The organism is Sulfitobacter sp. UBA4523, from assembly GCF_002388305.1.
Lineage (GTDB): Bacteria > Pseudomonadota > Alphaproteobacteria > Rhodobacterales > Rhodobacteraceae > Sulfitobacter > Sulfitobacter pontiacus.
This window is the reverse complement of the sequence record NZ_DGMH01000016.1, coordinates 8875-26223: the sequence shown is the minus strand read 5'-3', so window position 1 is coordinate 26223 and position 17349 is coordinate 8875. Positions and strand designations below refer to the sequence as shown.

Sequence of the window (17349 nt, the reverse complement as noted above, 5' to 3'; positions counted from 1 at the left end):
CACATCACCTATATGCGGACCGACGGCATCGACATGGCCCCCGAAGCGATCACGATGGCACGGGACGCTATCTCGGACCGGTTCGGGGCGGAGTATGTCCCGTCTGAGCCGCGCATTTACAAGAACAAGGCCAAGAACGCGCAAGAGGCGCACGAATGTGTGCGCCCTACCGACATGACCAAAGATGCCGACGCGCTGAAACTGACCGAACCGGATCAACGCAAGCTTTACGACTTGATCTGGAAGCGCACGCTGGCCTGCCAGATGGAAAGCGCGCGTCTGGAACGCACCACGGTAGAGATCGGTAGCAAGGACGAACAGGTCGGGCTGCGCGCCACCGGTCAGGTGGTGAAATTCGACGGCTTCCTGCGTGTCTACGAAGAAGGCCGCGACGATGTCGTGGACGAGGATGACAAGCGCCTGCCGCAGATCACCCAAGGTGACAAGATGGACAAACGCGCCGTCACGCCAGAGCAGCATTTTACCCAGCCGCCCCCCCGCTACACTGAAGCGACATTGGTCAAGCGCATGGAAGAGCTGGGAATCGGGCGCCCGTCGACCTACGCCAGCGTTGTCACCACCATTCAGGACCGCGAATACGTTCGCAAGGAAGGCAACCGTCTGTTCCCCGAAGACAAGGGCCGTTTGGTGACGGCCTTCCTCGAGAATTACTTCCGCAAATACGTGGGCTATGATTTCACCGCCGATCTGGAAAACCAGCTTGATAAGGTGAGCGCGGCGGATGCCGACTATAAGGATGTGCTGGGCCGGTTCTGGCAGGATTTTTCGGCTGCGATTGCCGAAACCGCCGATTTGCGCATCACCGAGGTGTTGGAGAAGATCAACGAGGTACTAGAGCCGCATCTTTTCCCGCCCAATGAGGATGGCAGCGACCCGCGCCTGTGCCCCAACTGCGAGATCGGGCGTTTGTCCATGCGCACCGCACGGTCCGGCGGCGCGTTCATCGGCTGTTCGAACTACCCTGAATGCCGCTATACCCGCCCCTTCGGCCCGCCCGACCCCGAGGCCGAAGCCTCGGCTATTCCGCCCGATGGCAAACTGCTGGGCGAGGATATGGGCGACGAGATTCGCGTGTTCAAAGGGCGCTTCGGCCCTTATGTGCAGCGCGGCCCCGTCACCGAAGAGAACAAAAAACCGCCGCGTCAATCGGTGCCCAAGGACTGGCCCGCCGAAGAGCTGGAGCTGGAACGCGCTGTCATGCTGCTGTCGCTGCCGCGTGAGATCGGCCCGCACCCGGAAGATGGGGTGATGGTCTGGGCAAATATCGGGCGCTACGGCCCCTATATCAAACACGCCGACAGCACGTCGAACCGTGGCGGGACCAATGCGAACCTCGAAACACTGGACGAGGTGTTCACCGTTGGCATGAACCGCGCCGTGCAGCTTCTGGCCGAGAAAGTCGCCAGCCGTGGCGGGCGTGGCAAAGCGGCAAAACCGATCCGCGAGATGGGCGAACACCCTGATCTGGGCGGCGAGGTCAACATCATGGAAGGCAAATACGGGCCTTATGTGAAGTGGGAGAAAGTCAACGCCACCATCCCCAAAGAGGTCGAGCCTGCCGATCTGACCATGGAACGTGCGGTTGAGCTGATCGAGGAAAAGCTGGCGAAATCCCCTGCCAAGCGCAAAGCCGCAACCAAGAAGCCCGCAGCAAAGAAAACCGCTGCGAAAAAAGCTCCGGCCAAGAAAACGGCTGCCAAGAAGGCCCCCGCAAAGAAACCAGCGGCCAAAAAGGCACCCGCAAAATCGGCCGCTGCACCGGAAGAATGAGAGCGCAACTCACATATTCATGAAATGACATATATGTGAGTTGCCCCGCCCTGCCCTTGCTGCTTTTACCTGTGACAATCGCCACGGTAAAAGGACATAAAGATGGCAGAGCAGACATTCTCAAGACGCGGGTTGATCCTGACAGCGGGCGCGGCGCTTTTCACGCCGGCCTTATTGCGCGCACAGACCCCGGTGCCAGAGATCGCGGCACCGGTACGTCATAACACCAATGGATTTTCCAGCCAGAACTGGCAGGACCACTTTGATACATTGGGCAAAGCCGCGATCGTGGCTGATACCTCTTCCCGCGCGCTGCACTATTGGGGCGGCGATGGCGAGACCTACAAGATTTACCCGACCTCCGTGCCCCGCAGCGACGAGCTGACCAAACGCGGCTACACCCGCATTGTACGCAAACGTGTCGGGCCCGACTGGACACCGACCCCCAGCATGATCGAACGCGACCCCGATCTGAAGTATATGCCGCCCGGTCCGGACAACCCGCTTGGCACCCATGCGATGTACCTCAGCTGGCCCGCCTATCTGATCCACGGCACCCATGACACGCGCAAGATCGGGCGGCAAAGCTCTGACGGGTGCATCGGGCTTTACAACCACATGATCGAGGCGCTGTACCAGATTGCCCCCATCGGCACGCAGGTACGCATCGTCTGACCTCGCTGCGGGCTGCACTGGCCCCGCAACGACAGCTGCCCACCCGACGCAGGGTGGGCGCACATTCACCCGAATTTTCCGGCAAGCTCCACTGGTACCGCTGACATTAGCGTCGGCGGTTTGACACGTTCGTTACGCCGCGTCATAGAAGTCGTATAACGATAATACGACAGGGCCGTGAGCCTCTCTTGAAAGGAGCCGGAATGAAGAAAATCTATGGAAGCGCTGCCGAGGCGCTGGAAGGCGTGCTGCACGATGGCATGCTGATCGCAGCGGGGGGCTTTGGCCTTTGCGGTATTCCCGAACTGCTGCTGAACGCGATCCGGGACGCGGGCACCAAGGATTTGACCTTTGCCTCGAACAATGCGGGCGTAGATGATTTCGGCATCGGTATCTTGTTGCAGACCAAGCAGGTCAAGAAAATGATCAGCTCTTACGTCGGCGAGAACAAGGAATTCATGCGCCAGTATCTCGGCGGCGAGCTTGAGCTGGAATTCAACCCGCAAGGCACCTTGGCCGAACGTATGCGTGCGGGTGGTGCGGGCATCCCCGGATTCTACACCAAAACCGGCGTTGGCACCGTGATCGCCGAAGGCAAAGAGCACAAGGATTTCGACGGCGAAACCTATATCCTTGAGCGCGGCATCGTTGCGGATCTGGCGATTGTCAAAGCGTGGAAAGCGGATGACACCGGCAACCTCGTGTTCCGCAAGACGGCGCGCAACTTCAACCCACCAGCGGCCATGTGTGGCAAGATCTGCATCGCCGAGGTCGAAGAGATCGTCCCCCGTGGCAGCCTTGGCGGCGACGCGATCCACCTGCCCGGCATCTATGTGCACCGCATCATTCAGGGTGATCACGAGAAACGCATCGAACAGCGCACAGTGAGGACGGCATAATGGCTTGGGATCGCAATCAAATGGCGGCACGCGCCGCGCAGGAACTGCAAGACGGTTGGTATGTGAACCTTGGCATCGGGATTCCGACGCTGGTGTCCAACTACATCCCCGAGGGGATGGATGTGACCTTGCAGTCGGAAAACGGCATGTTGGGCATGGGGGCTTTCCCCATCGAGGGCGAAGAAGACGCCGACCTGATCAACGCGGGCAAGCAGACCATCACCGAGCTGGATCGCACCTCGTATTTCGACAGCTCGACCTCCTTCGGGATGATCCGCGGCGGCAAGATCGCCATGGCCATTCTGGGCGCGATGGAAGTGGCTGAAAACGGCGACCTCGCCAACTGGATGATCCCCGGCAAGCTGGTCAAAGGCATGGGCGGCGCGATGGATCTGGTCGCGGGTGTGGGCCGCGTTGTGGTGGTCATGGACCACGCCAGCAAGCATGGCGACAGCAAGGTGCTGAAAGAATGCACCCTGCCGCTCACCGGCAAGAACGTCGTTGACCGCATCATCACCAATCTGGGTGTGCTGGATGTCGTTGAAGGCGGGCTGAAGATCGTTGAATGCGCCGATGGCGTCACGGAAGACGAACTGCGCGCCGCGACCGAAGCGACAATCGTCTAATCTGCTGACACGATAAACGACAAGGGGCGCTGCCAGCGATGGCCGCGCCCCTTTTTCCATCCGGCCCCGAACTGGTGTCAGTTCATCGCCGCAAAAACACATCCGTCCGAGATCAGCTCGGGCGGGGTCTGGCACAGGCCCTTGGCGACCTGAAAAGCGGCCAGCACCTTGGGCACATAGTCACGGGTTTCGGCAAAAGGCGGCACGCCCGCGTGTTTGCGCACGGCCCCTTCGCCCGCGTTATAGCCGGCCAGCACCAAGATCGGATCGCGGTCAAATTCGCCCATCAGCCAATCCAGGTATTTTACGCCGCCCGCGATATTCTGCGTCGGGACCATACTATCGGTCACCCCAAAGCGGGACGCTGTATCAGGCATCAGTTGCATCAACCCCTGCGCCCCTGCCCCGCTGATGGCATCGGGGCGTCCTGCGGATTCAACCGTGATCACCGCGAGCACAAGCGCAGGTGACACCTGTGTCCCGATGGTAGAGCGTAGGATGTCGATCCCGTTGGCCTTGGCGATCTCTTGCATCTGTTGCATGCGTGGCGCGGGGATTTTGCTGCTGGCCGTTGCCAGCGTAACCATCGCGGCCTCCAGCCGACCCGGGCCAGATTTCTCGACCGCCGGAGAGACACGATCCCAGAACCAATCATATTGCCCCGGTGACGCTGGCACGATGGCACCGGAGTCGGTTGCGACAACCTCGGGTACGTCGTCGGCCTTGGGTTCGATAAAGACATTGATCCGATTGGTACTGCCCGGCTTGGGCGGTTTTACGCGTTTTGCTTCGAACTTCGGAAACGGCTTGGGCGCGTCTGCCCAGACAGCCGAGGCCGCCAGCATCCCCACCATCAAAGATACGGTCATTCGTCGAAACATCGCTGCCTGCACTGATTATTTAATGCTCTTTTTCAGCAATCTCGCACGGAAACCTTCGCCAGACCAACCAAACATGGCAGGGAACATGGCGATTTCGCCATAATTGATGCAATCCTGCCCCGCTTCCTATCAAGGATAACAAAAAATGAAGATGGAAAATCTTTTCGTATCAGTGAGCTACAATAATTCTGCCAAAAACCGGCCCTGAAAAACGAAATGTCACAATTGCCGCCAAATTCGTGCCCCATTCACAAGGCTATATAGGCTCATACCAAGTCAGCCAGATGCGGAATTGAGAGAGAAGCATCGAAACGGACGACAGGGTTGAGATTGAAAACTTTATGATCCTTGGAGGGACATACCATGATGAACTTTATCAAGAACTTCAAAAACGACGAATCCGGCGCTGTGACTGTTGACTGGGTTGTTCTGACCGCCGCCGTTGTTGGCCTGGCCGTCGCAGCTTACTCCTCGATCGAAACAGGCGCTTCCAACCTGACGTCGAAAACCAACTCCTACATGGCCACACAAAGCCCTGGCTAAATCTGGCGGCTAAGCGTTCGTCGCGCCAAGAGATTTCGCTGGCCGCATTCTGCTCGACAGAATGCGGCCAGTTTTTTAGACCTTCATCACGCAAGGCAAAACAATGCTCTCGAAGCTTATCAAATTCTGGCGAAGCCCAAGCGGTGCGGTCACAGTTGACTGGGTTGTTCTATGTGCAGCCGTGGTATCTCTGGCGGTTCTCATTGTCGTCAGCATGACTACCGGAACTGTGGATCTAGCAGACAGGGTGATGACCCAGACGCCGGGCGATATCTAACCCTAGCGCCCCATAATGACCCAGCTTGGTCGCGGATTATCCATAGTCTGAACACAATCACCGCCTATCCATTGGTATAAGTTTCGCGCCGCGTCCTGAGACCGGCACACACTCAAGAGAGGTAAGTAACATGCGGATGGTTTTTGGACTGGTCCTGCTCGCCGGTATCGCCTTGGCAGGTGGTGCTGTGTATCTGGCAAAGGGCCGCATCGGACAATATCAAGCAGCGCACCAACAGGCCCAAGAGGCTCTGGCACAGATTGTGCCGACGGTTGGTGTATATGTAGCCAACGGGCCGCTGAAATACGGGCAGCGCCTGACCCGCGAAGATGTGCGGCAGGTAAAATGGCCCGAGGATGCGATCCCCGAAGGCACATTTATCGAAGAAGCAGCGCTTTTCCCCGAAAACAGCGATGACCTGCGTGTCGTACTGCGTGCGATGGAAAAAGACGAAGCCATCATGGCGGTGAAGGTGACCGAACCCGGTGCCGATACCGGCCTCACCTCGCAGCTGGAACGGGGCAGCCGTGCTTTCGCGATCCGCGTCGATGTATCAAGTGGCGTCTCGGGCTTCCTGCGCCCCGGTGACCGTGTCGATGTCTACTGGACCGGCCGCATCAACCGGGGCGGCAATGACCGCGCCGATACCGGAGACGTGACCAAACTGATCGAGGCAGGCGTCAAGATCATCGCGATCGACCAAAGCGCCGGCGGCGAACGCAGCGAAGCGGCCATTGCGAATACTGTGACTGTTGCCGTTCAGCCCTATCAAGTTGCCGCATTGGCACAGGCGCAATCGACGGGTGACCTATCCCTCTCGCTCGTCGGGGCAGAGGATGACACCGTCGCCGGCGAGATCGAAGTCGACCAACGCCGCCTGCTCGGCCTGACAGAAGAAACGGTCAAAGTTGAAACGACTACAGAAAAAGTCTGCACCATCCGGACCCGCCGTGGTGCAGAAGTGGTCGAAATCCCGATCCCCTGCACCAACTGATCTGCTTATCAGGCAGGGCAAATACGGACCTCAACACCGCCGCGCATCCCTTAGCGCGGCGTTTTGCCATTTCGGATATGTTGCTGTTAATCCACATATACCCGCCCCCCCCTGTCATTGATTCTTGCAAAAAAACGCAAAGGACCGCACAGTGTCGCAAACGGCGGGCGCAAAGACCCTATTTTGAGGCGTGATCACAAAGGCAGGTCACATGAAAATCGATAAGTTTATTAAAGCAGCCCTATTGGGACTGACCATTGGCGCGATGCCATTTGCATTGACTGCGCCGATCGACGCGCAGGCCAACACGCTCCGTGTGGTCAAGAAGGGCACCAACCGTGTGTTGGAAGTCCCGATGAACCGCGCGGTTGTGGTTGAAAGCGATATCCCCTTTGCCGAGCTTAGCATCGCCAACCCGGGGATCGCAGATATCTCATCCCTCTCCGATCGCACCATCTATGTGCTGGGCAAATCCCCTGGCCTGACCACGCTGACCCTGCTTGATGCGGCCGGTCAGTTGATCACCAACGTGGATGTGCGCGTCGCGGCGGATGTCTCTGAATTCAAGGAACGCCTGCGGCAGATCCTGCCCGGCGAAAAGATCGAAGTGCGCACAGCCAACGACGGTATCGTCCTGTCGGGCATCGTGTCGTCGACCCAACGCCTGCAGCGCGCCCTTGATCTGGCCGAACGCTACGCGCCGGAACGCGTCTCCAACCTGATGAGCGTCGGCGGCATCCAGCAGGTGATGATGAAAGTCCGCTTTGCCGAGATGAGCCGATCTGTCTCCAAATCCCTAAGCGCGTCGCTCGCGTTGAACGGGTTGGTGGGCAATGATCTTGCGATCAACGGCGGGACCAATACGACAAATACGGCAGGCGCGATTGCGAACTCTCTTGGCGGCACGACACCTGCGTCCAACAGCAACGCAGGCGCGGTACTGTTCGGCTTTAACGCAGGGTCCACCCAAGTCGGCCTGCTGCTTGAAGCCCTGGAGCAGAAGGGTGCCGTACGCTTCCTTGCCGAACCAAACCTCGTTGCGCTGTCCGGGCAAGAGGCGACGTTCCTTGCCGGTGGCGAATACCCTGTGCCTGTCGCCCAGACCGGCGACCAGATTTCGGTGCAGTACAAACCCTTCGGCGTAGAGATGAGCTTTATCCCCCGTGTCGTGGATAAAGACCTGATTAACCTCGAACTTAAAGCCGCTGTGTCGGCGATTGATGCCAGCAACAGCGTGTCTTTGGGCAATGGTTTCGACATCTCGGCCTTTACCCGCCGCGAAACCTCGACCACGGTTGAAATGCGCGACGGCGAAAGTTTTGCGATCGCGGGTCTGCTGACCGACGATTTCACCGATAACTCCAGCCAGCTACCCTGGATCGGCGATGTGCCTGTATTGGGCGCGTTGTTCCGCAGCGCGAACTATCAGCGCAGCCAGTCCGAACTGGTGATCATTATCACGGCCCATCTTGTGACCCCCACCCGCGGCGAGGCTTTGGCCCTGCCCACCGACCGGATCAAACCGCCCACGGAAAGCGAATTGTTCCTGTCAGGTCGCACGTCCAAAGGCAGCACAGCACCCACCAAAGGGGCGGCAGGCGAGGTTGCCAAACAGGACTTTAGCGGGTCATATGGCTATGTATTGGATTGATCAGATGACTTCAGCGATCCCTTCGACAGGTAAAATCACCGGGTTATGCGCCGCTTTGGCGATGACCGTAGCAGGCTGCGTCAGCAGCCCTGATCCGGTCTATACCCAGTTCCACCGCGAAGCAGGATCCCTGACCGATCTGGGCACCTTTGGAAACGCCACGCTGAACAACCGTTTGGTGATGACAGGCGAACGCCAGTACACCTTCGATCTGGCCAACCGCTTTGCCGGCGAAGTCGAATCCACGGTGACCTTTGCCTTTAACTCGGCCCAGCTGGACGGGGCCGCGCAGGCTGTGCTGCGGCGCCAAGCGGGATGGATCCGCCAGTTCCCCGAGGTCCGGTTCCGCGTGTATGGCCATACCGATGCCGTCGGTTCGAACAGCTACAACAAGGCGTTGGGCCTGCGCCGAGCACAATCCGTTGTTGCGTTTCTGTCAACGCAAGGCATCAGCCGCAGCCGTCTTGAGGCCGTTGTTTCCTTTGGCGAAACACAGCCGTTGATCGTGACACAGGGCCGCGAACGGGCAAACCGTCGCACAGTGACCGAAGTCAGCGGCTTTGTCGGGCGTCATCCCACCGTTCTGGACGGCAAATACGCGCAGATCATCTATCGCGATTACGTTGCCAGCGCCGTGCCGCCGACTCAGCTATCGGGCGGCGCAACATCGACCGGTACCACGACGGAATAACCGGATAAAAGATACCTCGAGAAAGGCCTGATCGTCGCTGACGGTCGGGCCTTTTGCGTTTCAATCCGGCAAATCACTGCGGATCGTTTCAAAAGACCAAACAATAGAAACTATTTAGCCCCAATCTTGCCCAACTTGGCAGGGATATTCACTGCAATAGGACAGTTGCGCCCGGCCACCGTGGTCTGACGCAGGGGACCGCAAGGCAAAGAACAGGGCGACGCCCGATCCGCCCTTGCCGCGCCCCAAAGAGAAGAAGGGGAAGTTTAGGTATGAGCAGCAGTATGCCACAGATTGACGCACCACAGATCATCGCCTGCACTGTCAGCCGTGATGTACAGAACTTTGACCTGCTGATCGAGGATATGGAATCAGCTTTGGGCGAAGCCTGGGGTGATCTCGGCTTTTCTGAAAGCCTCGCTTTTTTCAGCCAGCCCGAAGCGGCGACGCTCGAGTTGATTGCACTGGCACTTGATTCCGAGGACGAAGAGAACCTGCCGATGATGTCCGAAATCATCTCGCAGGCCAAATCGCGTCATATCAAGGTGATCCTGATCGCCGAAGACATGTCCCCGGCCTCGCTCCATTCTCTGTTACGTCAAGGTGCGGATGAATTCGTCCCCTACCCGCTGCCCGAAGGCGAATTGGCGGCGACCATCGAACGTCTGCGCGCAGGCCCCGAGCCCACAGCCGAACACACCGAGGCAGGCCCCAAGCTGAAACCCGGTGCCGATAAAGACGGCGCTGTGATCGTGGTACATGGTTTGGCCGGTGGCACCGGTGCGACGAGCATGGCCGTTAATCTGGCGTGGGAACTGGCGACCTCCGACAAAAAGAATCCACCAAAGGTCTGCCTGCTGGATTTCGATCTGCAGTTCGGGGCCGTGGCGACCTATCTGGACCTGCCGCGCCGCGAAGTTGTCTATGACATGCTGATCGAGACAGACGAGATGGACGAGGAAAGCTTTGGTCAGGCCCTGCTGACCTATGAAGACACGCTTCAGGTCCTGACCGCCCCCGCCGATATGCTGCCGCTTGATCTGATCACCTCGGAAGATGTGACGCGGATTCTGGATATGGCGCGCAACCAGTTCGACTACGTTGTTGTCGATATGCCGTCGACGCTGGTGCAATGGACCGAAACCGTGCTGAGCAATGCGCATGTCTATTTTGCCATGCTCGAACTGGATATGCGCTGCGCCCAAAACGCCCTGCGTTTCAAACGCGCGCTGCAATCCGAAGAGCTGCCGGTCGAAAAGCTGCGTTATGTCATGAACCGCGCGCCGAAATTTACCGACCTTAACGCCAAAGCGCGGGTCAAACGGATGGCAGAAAGCCTTGGTATTTCCATCGACGTGCAGCTGCCTGATGGCGGCAAGCAGGTGACGCAGGCCAACGACCACGGTCTGCCGCTCGCCAATACCGCCGCCAAGAACCCGCTACGCCGCGAGATCGCAAAGCTCGCGTCTTCTATCCACGACCTCAAGGCTGACGAAGCCAAAGCCGCCTGATCCGGCCCAAGCGCCAGATAATTTAGAAAGAGTATTCAGATGTTCTCGAAGTATAAAAAGCCAGGTGACGTTGCCGTAGCCACACCCGCCCCAAAGGCGAAGGCTCCCGCGCCCCAGCAACAGCCAGAGGAAGCGGTCGCGCCCAAACCCGCCAGCATGCGCCGCGTGGCTCAAGCCGCAACCGTCGCCCCGCAGGATCGCGACGTGAAGCGCAAGCAACGCATGAGCGACATCAAGCTCGAACTGCACCGTGCCCTGCTTGAGAACCTGAACCTCGCCGCCCTTGAACATGCCTCGGAGCAGGATCTGCGCAGCGAGATCAACGAAATCTCGACCGAGATTCTGGCCGAGAAATCCATCGTGTTGAACCGCGAGGACCGCGTTCAACTGAACTCCGAACTGTATGACGAGGTGACCGGCCTTGGTCCGCTGGAAACGCTGCTGAAAGACGACAGCGTCAACGATATTCTGGTCAACGGCCCGCAACAGATCTTTGTGGAACGCGCGGGTAAACTGCAGCTGACCGACGTGACCTTCAAAGACGAAAAGCACCTGCTGCGGATCATCGACAAGATCGTTTCCGCCGTTGGCCGTCGCGTCGATGAAAGCAACCCTTATGTCGATGCGCGCTTGAAAGACGGCTCGCGTTTCAACGCTATGGTCCCGCCGATTGCCGTGGACGGCAGCCTTGTCTCCATTCGTAAGTTTAAGAAAGACAAACTCGGCATTGATGATCTGGTAAGCTTTGGGGCCTTCTCGGAAGAGATGGCAGCCTATCTGCAAGCCGCCGTCGCCACCCGTCTGAATATCATCGTCTCGGGCGGTACAGGTTCTGGTAAAACCACCACGCTGAACGCGCTGTCATCGTTTATTGCCAACGATGAACGTATCCTGACCATCGAAGACACCGCCGAATTGCAACTGCAACAGACCCATGTGGGCCGCATGGAAAGCCGCCCGCCCAACGTTGAAGGCAAGGGCGAGGTATCCCCGCGCGACTGTCTGAAAAACGCCCTGCGGATGCGTCCTGACCGGATCATCGTCGGCGAGACGCGCGGCGAGGAAGTGATCGACATGCTGCAGGCGATGAACACCGGCCACGACGGGTCGATGACCACGATCCACGCCAACTCTGCCCGCGATGGTGTCAGCCGTCTGGAAAACATGATCGCCATGGCCGGTATCGAAATGCCGCTGAAAGCGGTCCGCAGCCAGATCTCGTCGGCTGTGAACCTGATCGTACAAGCGTCGCGCTTGCAGGACGGGTCGCGCCGCATGACGTCGATCACCGAAATCACCGGCATGGAGGGCGACGTGATCTCTATGCAGGAAATCTTCCGCTTTCAGCGCGTCGGCCTGACCCCCGAAAACAAGATCATCGGCCACTTCACCGGCACCGGCGTGCGCAGCCACTTCTCTGAACGTTTCAAGATGTGGGGCTATGACCTGCCATCGTCGATCTATGAACCCGTTGTGGTCAAGTAAGGATTATCAATCATGAGTGCAGAACCCATTATCTATGGCCTGATCTTCGTCGGTGTCCTTGTGCTGGTCGAAGGGCTGTATCTGGTCGCTTTCGGTAAATCCATCAGCCTCAACAGCAAGGTCAACCGCCGGCTTGAAATGCTGGAAAAAGGGGCCCGCCGCGAAGAGGTTCTGGACAAGCTGCGCAAGGAAATGCAGCAGCACATGGATAATAAATCCATTCCGGTCTATTCCCTGCTCGCCGAGAAAGCACAAAAGGCCGCGATCGCCTTTGCGCCGAAACAGCTGATCATGATCATGGCCGGCCTCTCGGTCGTCGCCTTTCTGGGGCTGACCATCGGCACCAATACCGAAGTACCCGTACGCATCCTGATCTCTGTCGGGATCGGTGTCGGGGCGGTATTTTTCTGGATCTCGTCCAAAGCGAAAAAGCGTATGGACATGATCGAAGAGCAACTGCCTGACGCGGTGGAACTGATGGTGCGGTCGTTGCGCGTGGGCCACCCTTTCACCAGCGCGATCTCTATCGTGTCCAAGGAAATCCAGGACCCGCTGGCGTCGGAATTCGGCGTAATTGCCGATGAGACCGCCTATGGCCGAGACATCGGCGAGGCGCTCAAGGATATGGCCGAACGGCTTGATATGCAGGATTTGCGCTTCCTCGCGGTGGCTGTGACCATCCAGCAGCAATCGGGGGGTAACCTTGCCGAAATCCTTGCGGGGTTGGCCAAGGTCATCCGCGCCCGCTTCCGCCTGTTCCGCCGCGTGCGTGCTATCACTGCCGAGGCGAAATGGTCCGGCAAGTTCCTGTCTGCCTTCCCGATCCTCGCGCTCATCGTGATCAAACTCGGTGACCCGCATTACTATGACGAAGTCATGACCCACCCGCTGTTCATCCCCGGCTGTATCGCGGTTGTCCTGTTCCTGTCGCTTAACCTCATCGTCATGCGCAAGCTGACCGATATCAAAGTCTAAGGGGGCCTCACTGTGAATATTCTCAACTCACTCGACACCGCACTTGGTCCCATGGGCTGGATCGCCATTCTGGGCGCATTGGGCCTAACCATGGTGGGCGCAACGCTTGTCATGATCCTGCGCCAGCCCGAAGACCCTTTGGCCAAACTCAAACGGAGCCAGACCGAGGCTGCCGATGCAGGCAAGCAACAGCGCCTGCGCCAGTCGGACCGCAACGAGAAGCTGCAAAAATTCGCCAAGTTCCTCGAACCTGAAGACGTGGAAGAGCTAAGCGCCAAGGCGCTGCTGCTGCGTCAGGCGGGCTATAGCTCGCGCGATGCGGTACGGTTCTTTCACTTTGCCCAGATGGCGCTTGGTATTGCCGGGCTGGTGATCGGCACCGTCTACATCAACTTCCTTGGCGGCGGCGAAGGCATGACCACCAACAAGATGATGCTGTATACCGTGGGCCCCGGCGGCATCGGATATTTCCTGCCGCGCTATTGGGTGACCCGCCGCGTCGCCGAGCGAAAAGAGGAAATCACACGCGGTTTCCCCGATGCGCTGGACATGATGCTCGTCTGCGTCGAAGCCGGCCAGTCGCTTGATCAATGTATCGTCCGTGTGGCCCGCGAATTGCGCGCCTCCTACCCTGCGCTGGCGGAAGAGTTCGAAATCGTCGCCTATGAGATGAAGGCCGGTAAAGACAAGGTCAGCGTGCTGAACGCCATGGGCGAACGCTGCGGCGTGCAAGATGTGTCGTCCTTTGTGACGGTGCTGGTACAATCCGCCGCCTTCGGGACATCCATCGCCGACGCGCTGCGGGTCTATGCCGCCGAGATGCGCGACAAACGCGTGATGCGCGCCGAAGAGGCCGCAAACAAGTTGCCAACCAAGATGACACTTGCCACAATGATGCTGACCGTTCCTCCGCTGCTGATCATTCTGGTCGCGCCATCGGTGATGAACATTACCAAACTAGGTCAGTAAGGCTCTGCATGATCCACATTCCCAAGCGCGCGTTACCCTTCAGGCTCGCGCTTTGTATGACCCTGATCGCCGGATTGGCCGCTTGCTCTGCAGGCGGTCTTTCCGCGTTTGGGGGCAAGCGCGCCAGCCCTGACAACCCCTTTGCCCCCGGTGTCAACACCCGCAAGGACGCCGAAGACGGGGTAGAGGTCGCCCACCGTCTGATGCGCGCGGGCGAATACGAACTGGCCATCCGCGCCTTCAACCGCGCCGCGCTCGCCTCCCAGTTGGACGCCGAAATCCTGTCGGGACTGGGCAGCGCCAACCTTGGGCTGGGGCGATTGGGTCAGGCGGAAAAGCTGCTGCGCGACGCTGTAGAAAAGGACGAAACCCACCCCGAGGTCTGGAATAATCTCGGCGTTGTGTTGATGGAGCGCGGCAAACTCGCCGAAGCCCAGCTGACCTTTCGCAAGGCCTATGCGCTCGATAATGGCGAAAGTGACGCAATCCGTGACAATTTGCGCTTAGCACTCGCAAAATCGGAAAACTCTGTTACGATCCCGGATCAAGAAGACAGTTATAAATTGGTGCGGCGCGGCTCGGGCGACTATCTGGTTCGGCCAGCATCATAACGAGGCAGAGCAGTAAAAGGACGCAAAAATGCGCCACCCTATCCTATTGGCCGCCTGCATTGCAGGCGTCGTCGCAGTAGCAGGCTGCGGCAAGAAATCCGGCGAGGATACCGTCACCCGCGCCTTCCAGGACGTGAACGTCGTGGATGAAAGCAACCTCAACGATGTGATGCTGACAGTGGCCGACCCGAACGAGGCGGTCAGCTATTTCACCCGCACCGCGCAGGAAAACCCCGACCGCATCGACATCCAGCGCAGCTTGGGCAAATCCCTGATCCGCGCCAAGCGCAACCAAGAGGCCGCATCGGTCTGGGGCAAAGTTGCCGCTTCCAAGGATGCCACCGCCGACGACAAGGTTGATTACGCCGATGCGCTGATCCGCGCGGGCGATTGGGCCAAGGCGGAAAAGACGCTGGATTCCGTCCCGCCCACCCATGAAACCTACAACCGTTACCGGCTTGAGGCGATCGTCGCTGACAGCAAGCAGGAATGGGACAAGGCCGACAGTTTTTACGAGATCGCCATTGGTCTGACCACCAAGCCCGGTTCGGTCATGAACAACTGGGGCTACTCCAAACTGACGCGCGGCGACTATCAGGCTGCCGAACGCCTTTTCGGCGAGGCCGTAAAGCAGGATTCAACGCTGTTTACCGCCAAGAACAACCTGATCCTCGCCCGTGGCGCGCAACGTGAATACAGCCTCCCCCCGATCGAGATGGACCAGACGGAGCGCGCGCAACTGTTGCACACCCTCGCCCTCTCCGCGATCAAGAAGGGCGACGTTGAAACCGGTAAAGGGCTGCTGCGCGACGCCATCAGCACCCACCCGCAGCACTTCGAGGCCGCCGTCCGGTCGCTGCGCGCGCTGGAAAACGCAGGCTAACGCGTGGAGATCACCAACTCCGCAGCGCTGTGGTTCCTGCCCTTCGCGCTGCCCCTTTGTGCCTATACGATCTACACCGATCTGGCCTTTATGCGGATCACCAATGTCACGGTGATCGCATTGGCCGCCGTGTTTGTGCTGATCGGCCCGATCGCCCTGCCCTTTGACAGCTACCTCTGGCACCTGCTGGCGATGGTGGTAGCCCTTGTTGTGGGCATCTTCATGAACGCAGGCGGGCTGATGGGCGCGGGGGATGCGAAATTCATCGCCGCCGCCACGCCCTTTATCGCGCTCGGGGATGTGCGCTTTGTCATGGCACTGTTCATGGCAACGCTGGTTGCCGCCTATATCATTCACCGCGCCGCCAAATATTCCCCCCTGCGCAAGCTTGCCCCGCAATGGGTCAGCTGGCACGAAGCCAAGAAATTCCCCATGGGCCTCGCCCTTGGCACTGTGCTTGCCGCATATTTAATGCTCGGTGCCTACTTCGGGGCCTGATTTCGCCATATTCAACCGCTACGCCTTGGGGCACGCCCGTGTCCCCATGAAAGAAGCCTTCATGAATATGCAAACCAGCGCCGTCATGGCCCCCCCTCCGCCGCGCACCATCCAAGAGATGAAGCTGCCCGTGGTGATGATGCGCGACATCATGATCAAGACGATGTTCCGCAAGAACGTCACTATGGTCAGCGAGCTCGCAGCGGCGATCTGCCTGCCGCTTCAGGTCACGCAGGAACTGGTGGATCTGTCGCGCGAACAACGCCTTCTCGAAGCGACGGGCACGCTCAACGCGAATAACGGCAATGAAATGGGCTACCAGCTGACCGATCTGGGCAAGGCCCGCGCGTTGGATGCCTTGGCGCAATCGGAATACTTCGGGCCGATGCCCGTGCCGCTTGATGTCTACCGCGAACAGATCAAGCGCCAGTCCGTGCGCAATATGCAAATCACCCGTGCAAAACTCGAAGCCGCCATGGGCCATCTGGTGCTCCCGTCCGAGCTGATCGGCAACCTTGGCCCAGCCGTGACGGCCGGTCGCTCCATCCTGATGTACGGCCCCCCCGGCAATGGTAAATCAAGCATCTCCAACGGGATTCGCGACGCGCTTGGCGACCGGATCTATGTCCCCCGCGCGATTGAATACGCCGGTCAGGTGATCACGGTCTATGACCCCATCGTGCACACCGCCATTTCCGAGGAAAAACAAGACCCGAAATCCCTGCGCCGCGTGACGCGCTTTGACACCCGCTATGTCAAATGCGAACGCCCCACAGTGATCACCGGGGGCGAACTGACGCTCGATATGCTTGATCTGGTCTACAACCCCACCGCACGGACCTATCAAGCCCCGCTGCAACTGAAATCCACCGGCGGCATCTTCATCGTCGACGACCTTGGCCGACAGGCAGAATCGCCACAGGCGCTGGTCAACCGCTGGATCGTGCCGCTGGAAGAAAACAAGGACATCCTCGCCCTGCAATCGGGCGAGAAGTTCGAAGTTCCCTTCGACACGCTGGTGGTCTTCTCCACCAACTTCCACCCCAATGAGATCTTCGACCAGGCCGCCCTGCGCCGGATCTTCTTCAAGATCAAGATCGACGGGCCCAATCAGGAAAACTTCCTCAAGATCTTTGCCATGGTCGCAAAGAAAAGAAACATCAAACTGGACGAGGCGACGCTGATCCATTTGCTGAAAACAAAATACCCCACGATCAACAATGTGTTTGCCAACTATCAGCCGATCTTCTTGATCGACCAGATGATTTCCATCTGCGATTTCGAAGGTATCCCGCACCAGATGCGCCCTGATCTGATTGACCGAGCTTGGGCCAATATGTTCGTCGAGGATGAAACCATCGTCAGGTAGCACCGCGCTCGAAACGGGCG

17 protein-coding genes are annotated in these 17349 nt (G+C 58.7%); 16 read left to right on the top strand and 1 reads right to left on the bottom strand.

The window, feature by feature from the left end; translation table 11 throughout:
* The 4 genes from B3849_RS03060 to B3849_RS03045 form a co-directional block, all read left to right on the top strand.
* Nucleotides 1–1791: DNA topoisomerase (locus B3849_RS03060; RefSeq protein ID WP_286779803.1), on the top strand; the 1791-nt coding region annotated here is incomplete at its 5' end.
* 102 nt (nt 1792–1893) lie between these two features.
* A complete protein-coding gene (locus B3849_RS03055; RefSeq protein WP_005851682.1) occupies nt 1894–2466 on the top strand; it encodes a L,D-transpeptidase in 573 nt (190 codons plus the stop codon).
* A gap of 203 nt (nt 2467–2669) precedes the next feature.
* Entirely contained in the window at nt 2670–3365 is a 696-nt protein-coding gene (locus tag B3849_RS03050; RefSeq protein ID WP_005851680.1) for a CoA transferase subunit A, read from the top strand.
* Complete coding sequence (locus B3849_RS03045) at nt 3365–3991, top strand: 3-oxoacid CoA-transferase subunit B (protein ID WP_005851679.1); 627 nt, start codon at nt 3365–3367, stop codon at nt 3989–3991. The genes B3849_RS03050 and B3849_RS03045 overlap by 1 nt, the downstream gene beginning before the upstream one ends.
* Before the next feature lie 77 nt (nt 3992–4068).
* Here B3849_RS03045 and B3849_RS03040 read toward each other — a convergent pair whose 3' ends face one another.
* The gene (locus B3849_RS03040) at nt 4069–4860 is read right to left on the bottom strand and encodes a lytic transglycosylase domain-containing protein (protein WP_278425803.1); all 792 of its coding nucleotides are present in this window, start codon (nt 4858–4860) and stop codon (nt 4069–4071) included.
* A 375-nt stretch (nt 4861–5235) separates the two neighbouring features.
* Here B3849_RS03040 and B3849_RS03035 point away from each other — a divergent pair, with 375 nt between their 5' ends.
* The 12 genes from B3849_RS03035 to B3849_RS02980 all read left to right on the top strand — a co-directional run bounded on the left by B3849_RS03035 (nt 5236) and on the right by B3849_RS02980 (nt 17329).
* Nucleotides 5236–5415 carry a Flp family type IVb pilin gene (locus B3849_RS03035; protein WP_074635838.1) on the top strand — a complete coding sequence of 60 codons (180 nt, stop codon included), beginning with the start codon at nt 5236–5238 and terminating at the stop codon, nt 5413–5415.
* Between the two features lie 407 nt (nt 5416–5822).
* A complete protein-coding gene (cpaB, locus tag B3849_RS03030; protein ID WP_184583136.1) occupies nt 5823–6686 on the top strand; it encodes a Flp pilus assembly protein CpaB in 864 nt (287 codons plus the stop codon).
* A 211-nt stretch (nt 6687–6897) separates the two neighbouring features.
* The gene (locus tag B3849_RS03025; RefSeq protein ID WP_005851674.1) at nt 6898–8337 is read left to right on the top strand and encodes a type II and III secretion system protein family protein; all 1440 of its coding nucleotides are present in this window, start codon (nt 6898–6900) and stop codon (nt 8335–8337) included.
* Nucleotides 8324–9028: an OmpA family protein gene (locus tag B3849_RS03020; protein WP_037943337.1), complete on the top strand. Its 705-nt coding sequence runs from the start codon at nt 8324–8326 to the stop codon at nt 9026–9028. The genes B3849_RS03025 and B3849_RS03020 overlap by 14 nt, the downstream gene beginning before the upstream one ends.
* 272 nt (nt 9029–9300) lie before the next feature.
* Complete coding sequence (locus B3849_RS03015; protein WP_278425804.1) at nt 9301–10539, top strand: AAA family ATPase; 1239 nt, start codon at nt 9301–9303, stop codon at nt 10537–10539.
* Between the two features lie 39 nt (nt 10540–10578).
* Nucleotides 10579–12024: a CpaF family protein gene (locus B3849_RS03010; protein ID WP_037943335.1), complete on the top strand. Its 1446-nt coding sequence runs from the start codon at nt 10579–10581 to the stop codon at nt 12022–12024.
* 12 nt (nt 12025–12036) lie between these two features.
* On the top strand, nt 12037–12999 hold the full coding sequence (locus B3849_RS03005) for a type II secretion system F family protein (RefSeq protein ID WP_005851670.1): 963 nt from the start codon (nt 12037–12039) through the stop codon (nt 12997–12999).
* 51 nt (nt 13000–13050) lie between these two features.
* Nucleotides 13051–13968 carry a type II secretion system F family protein gene (locus B3849_RS03000; RefSeq protein ID WP_005851669.1) on the top strand — a complete coding sequence of 306 codons (918 nt, stop codon included), beginning with the start codon at nt 13051–13053 and terminating at the stop codon, nt 13966–13968.
* Between the two features lie 56 nt (nt 13969–14024).
* Nucleotides 14025–14579, top strand: a complete 555-nt coding sequence (locus B3849_RS02995; RefSeq protein ID WP_005851668.1) for a tetratricopeptide repeat protein — start codon at nt 14025–14027, stop codon at nt 14577–14579.
* Nucleotides 14580–14607: 28 nt separating this feature from the next.
* Nucleotides 14608–15462, top strand: a complete 855-nt coding sequence (locus B3849_RS02990) for a tetratricopeptide repeat protein (RefSeq protein WP_037943332.1) — start codon at nt 14608–14610, stop codon at nt 15460–15462.
* A 3-nt stretch (nt 15463–15465) separates the two neighbouring features.
* Nucleotides 15466–15960, top strand: a complete 495-nt coding sequence (locus B3849_RS02985; protein ID WP_278425805.1) for a prepilin peptidase — start codon at nt 15466–15468, stop codon at nt 15958–15960.
* A 61-nt stretch (nt 15961–16021) separates the two neighbouring features.
* Nucleotides 16022–17329: a hypothetical protein gene (locus B3849_RS02980; RefSeq protein WP_005851665.1), complete on the top strand. Its 1308-nt coding sequence runs from the start codon at nt 16022–16024 to the stop codon at nt 17327–17329.
* The last annotated feature ends 20 nt before the right edge of the window (nt 17330–17349 follow it).

Bases quoted from the DNA above. Each gene is read 5' to 3' on its own strand.
- B3849_RS02980 (WP_005851665.1), top strand. From the start codon at position 16,022: ATGAATATGCAAACCAGCGCCGTCATGGCCCCCCCTCCGCCGCGCACC.
- B3849_RS03005 (WP_005851670.1), top strand. From the start codon at position 12,037: ATGAGTGCAGAACCCATTATCTATGGCCTGATCTTCGTCGGTGTCCTT.
- B3849_RS03055 (WP_005851682.1), top strand. From the start codon at position 1,894: ATGGCAGAGCAGACATTCTCAAGACGCGGGTTGATCCTGACAGCGGGC.
- B3849_RS03035 (WP_074635838.1), top strand. From the start codon at position 5,236: ATGATGAACTTTATCAAGAACTTCAAAAACGACGAATCCGGCGCTGTG.
- B3849_RS03000 (WP_005851669.1), top strand. From the start codon at position 13,051: ATGGGCTGGATCGCCATTCTGGGCGCATTGGGCCTAACCATGGTGGGC.
- B3849_RS03025 (WP_005851674.1), top strand. From the start codon at position 6,898: ATGAAAATCGATAAGTTTATTAAAGCAGCCCTATTGGGACTGACCATT.
- B3849_RS02990 (WP_037943332.1), top strand. From the start codon at position 14,608: ATGCGCCACCCTATCCTATTGGCCGCCTGCATTGCAGGCGTCGTCGCA.
- B3849_RS03015 (WP_278425804.1), top strand. From the start codon at position 9,301: ATGAGCAGCAGTATGCCACAGATTGACGCACCACAGATCATCGCCTGC.
- cpaB (WP_184583136.1), top strand. From the start codon at position 5,823: ATGCGGATGGTTTTTGGACTGGTCCTGCTCGCCGGTATCGCCTTGGCA.
- B3849_RS03020 (WP_037943337.1), top strand. From the start codon at position 8,324: ATGTATTGGATTGATCAGATGACTTCAGCGATCCCTTCGACAGGTAAA.
- B3849_RS03050 (WP_005851680.1), top strand. From the start codon at position 2,670: ATGAAGAAAATCTATGGAAGCGCTGCCGAGGCGCTGGAAGGCGTGCTG.
- B3849_RS03040 (WP_278425803.1), bottom strand. From the start codon at position 4,860: ATGACCGTATCTTTGATGGTGGGGATGCTGGCGGCCTCGGCTGTCTGG.
- B3849_RS03045 (WP_005851679.1), top strand. From the start codon at position 3,365: ATGGCTTGGGATCGCAATCAAATGGCGGCACGCGCCGCGCAGGAACTG.
- B3849_RS02995 (WP_005851668.1), top strand. From the start codon at position 14,025: ATGACCCTGATCGCCGGATTGGCCGCTTGCTCTGCAGGCGGTCTTTCC.
- B3849_RS03010 (WP_037943335.1), top strand. From the start codon at position 10,579: ATGTTCTCGAAGTATAAAAAGCCAGGTGACGTTGCCGTAGCCACACCC.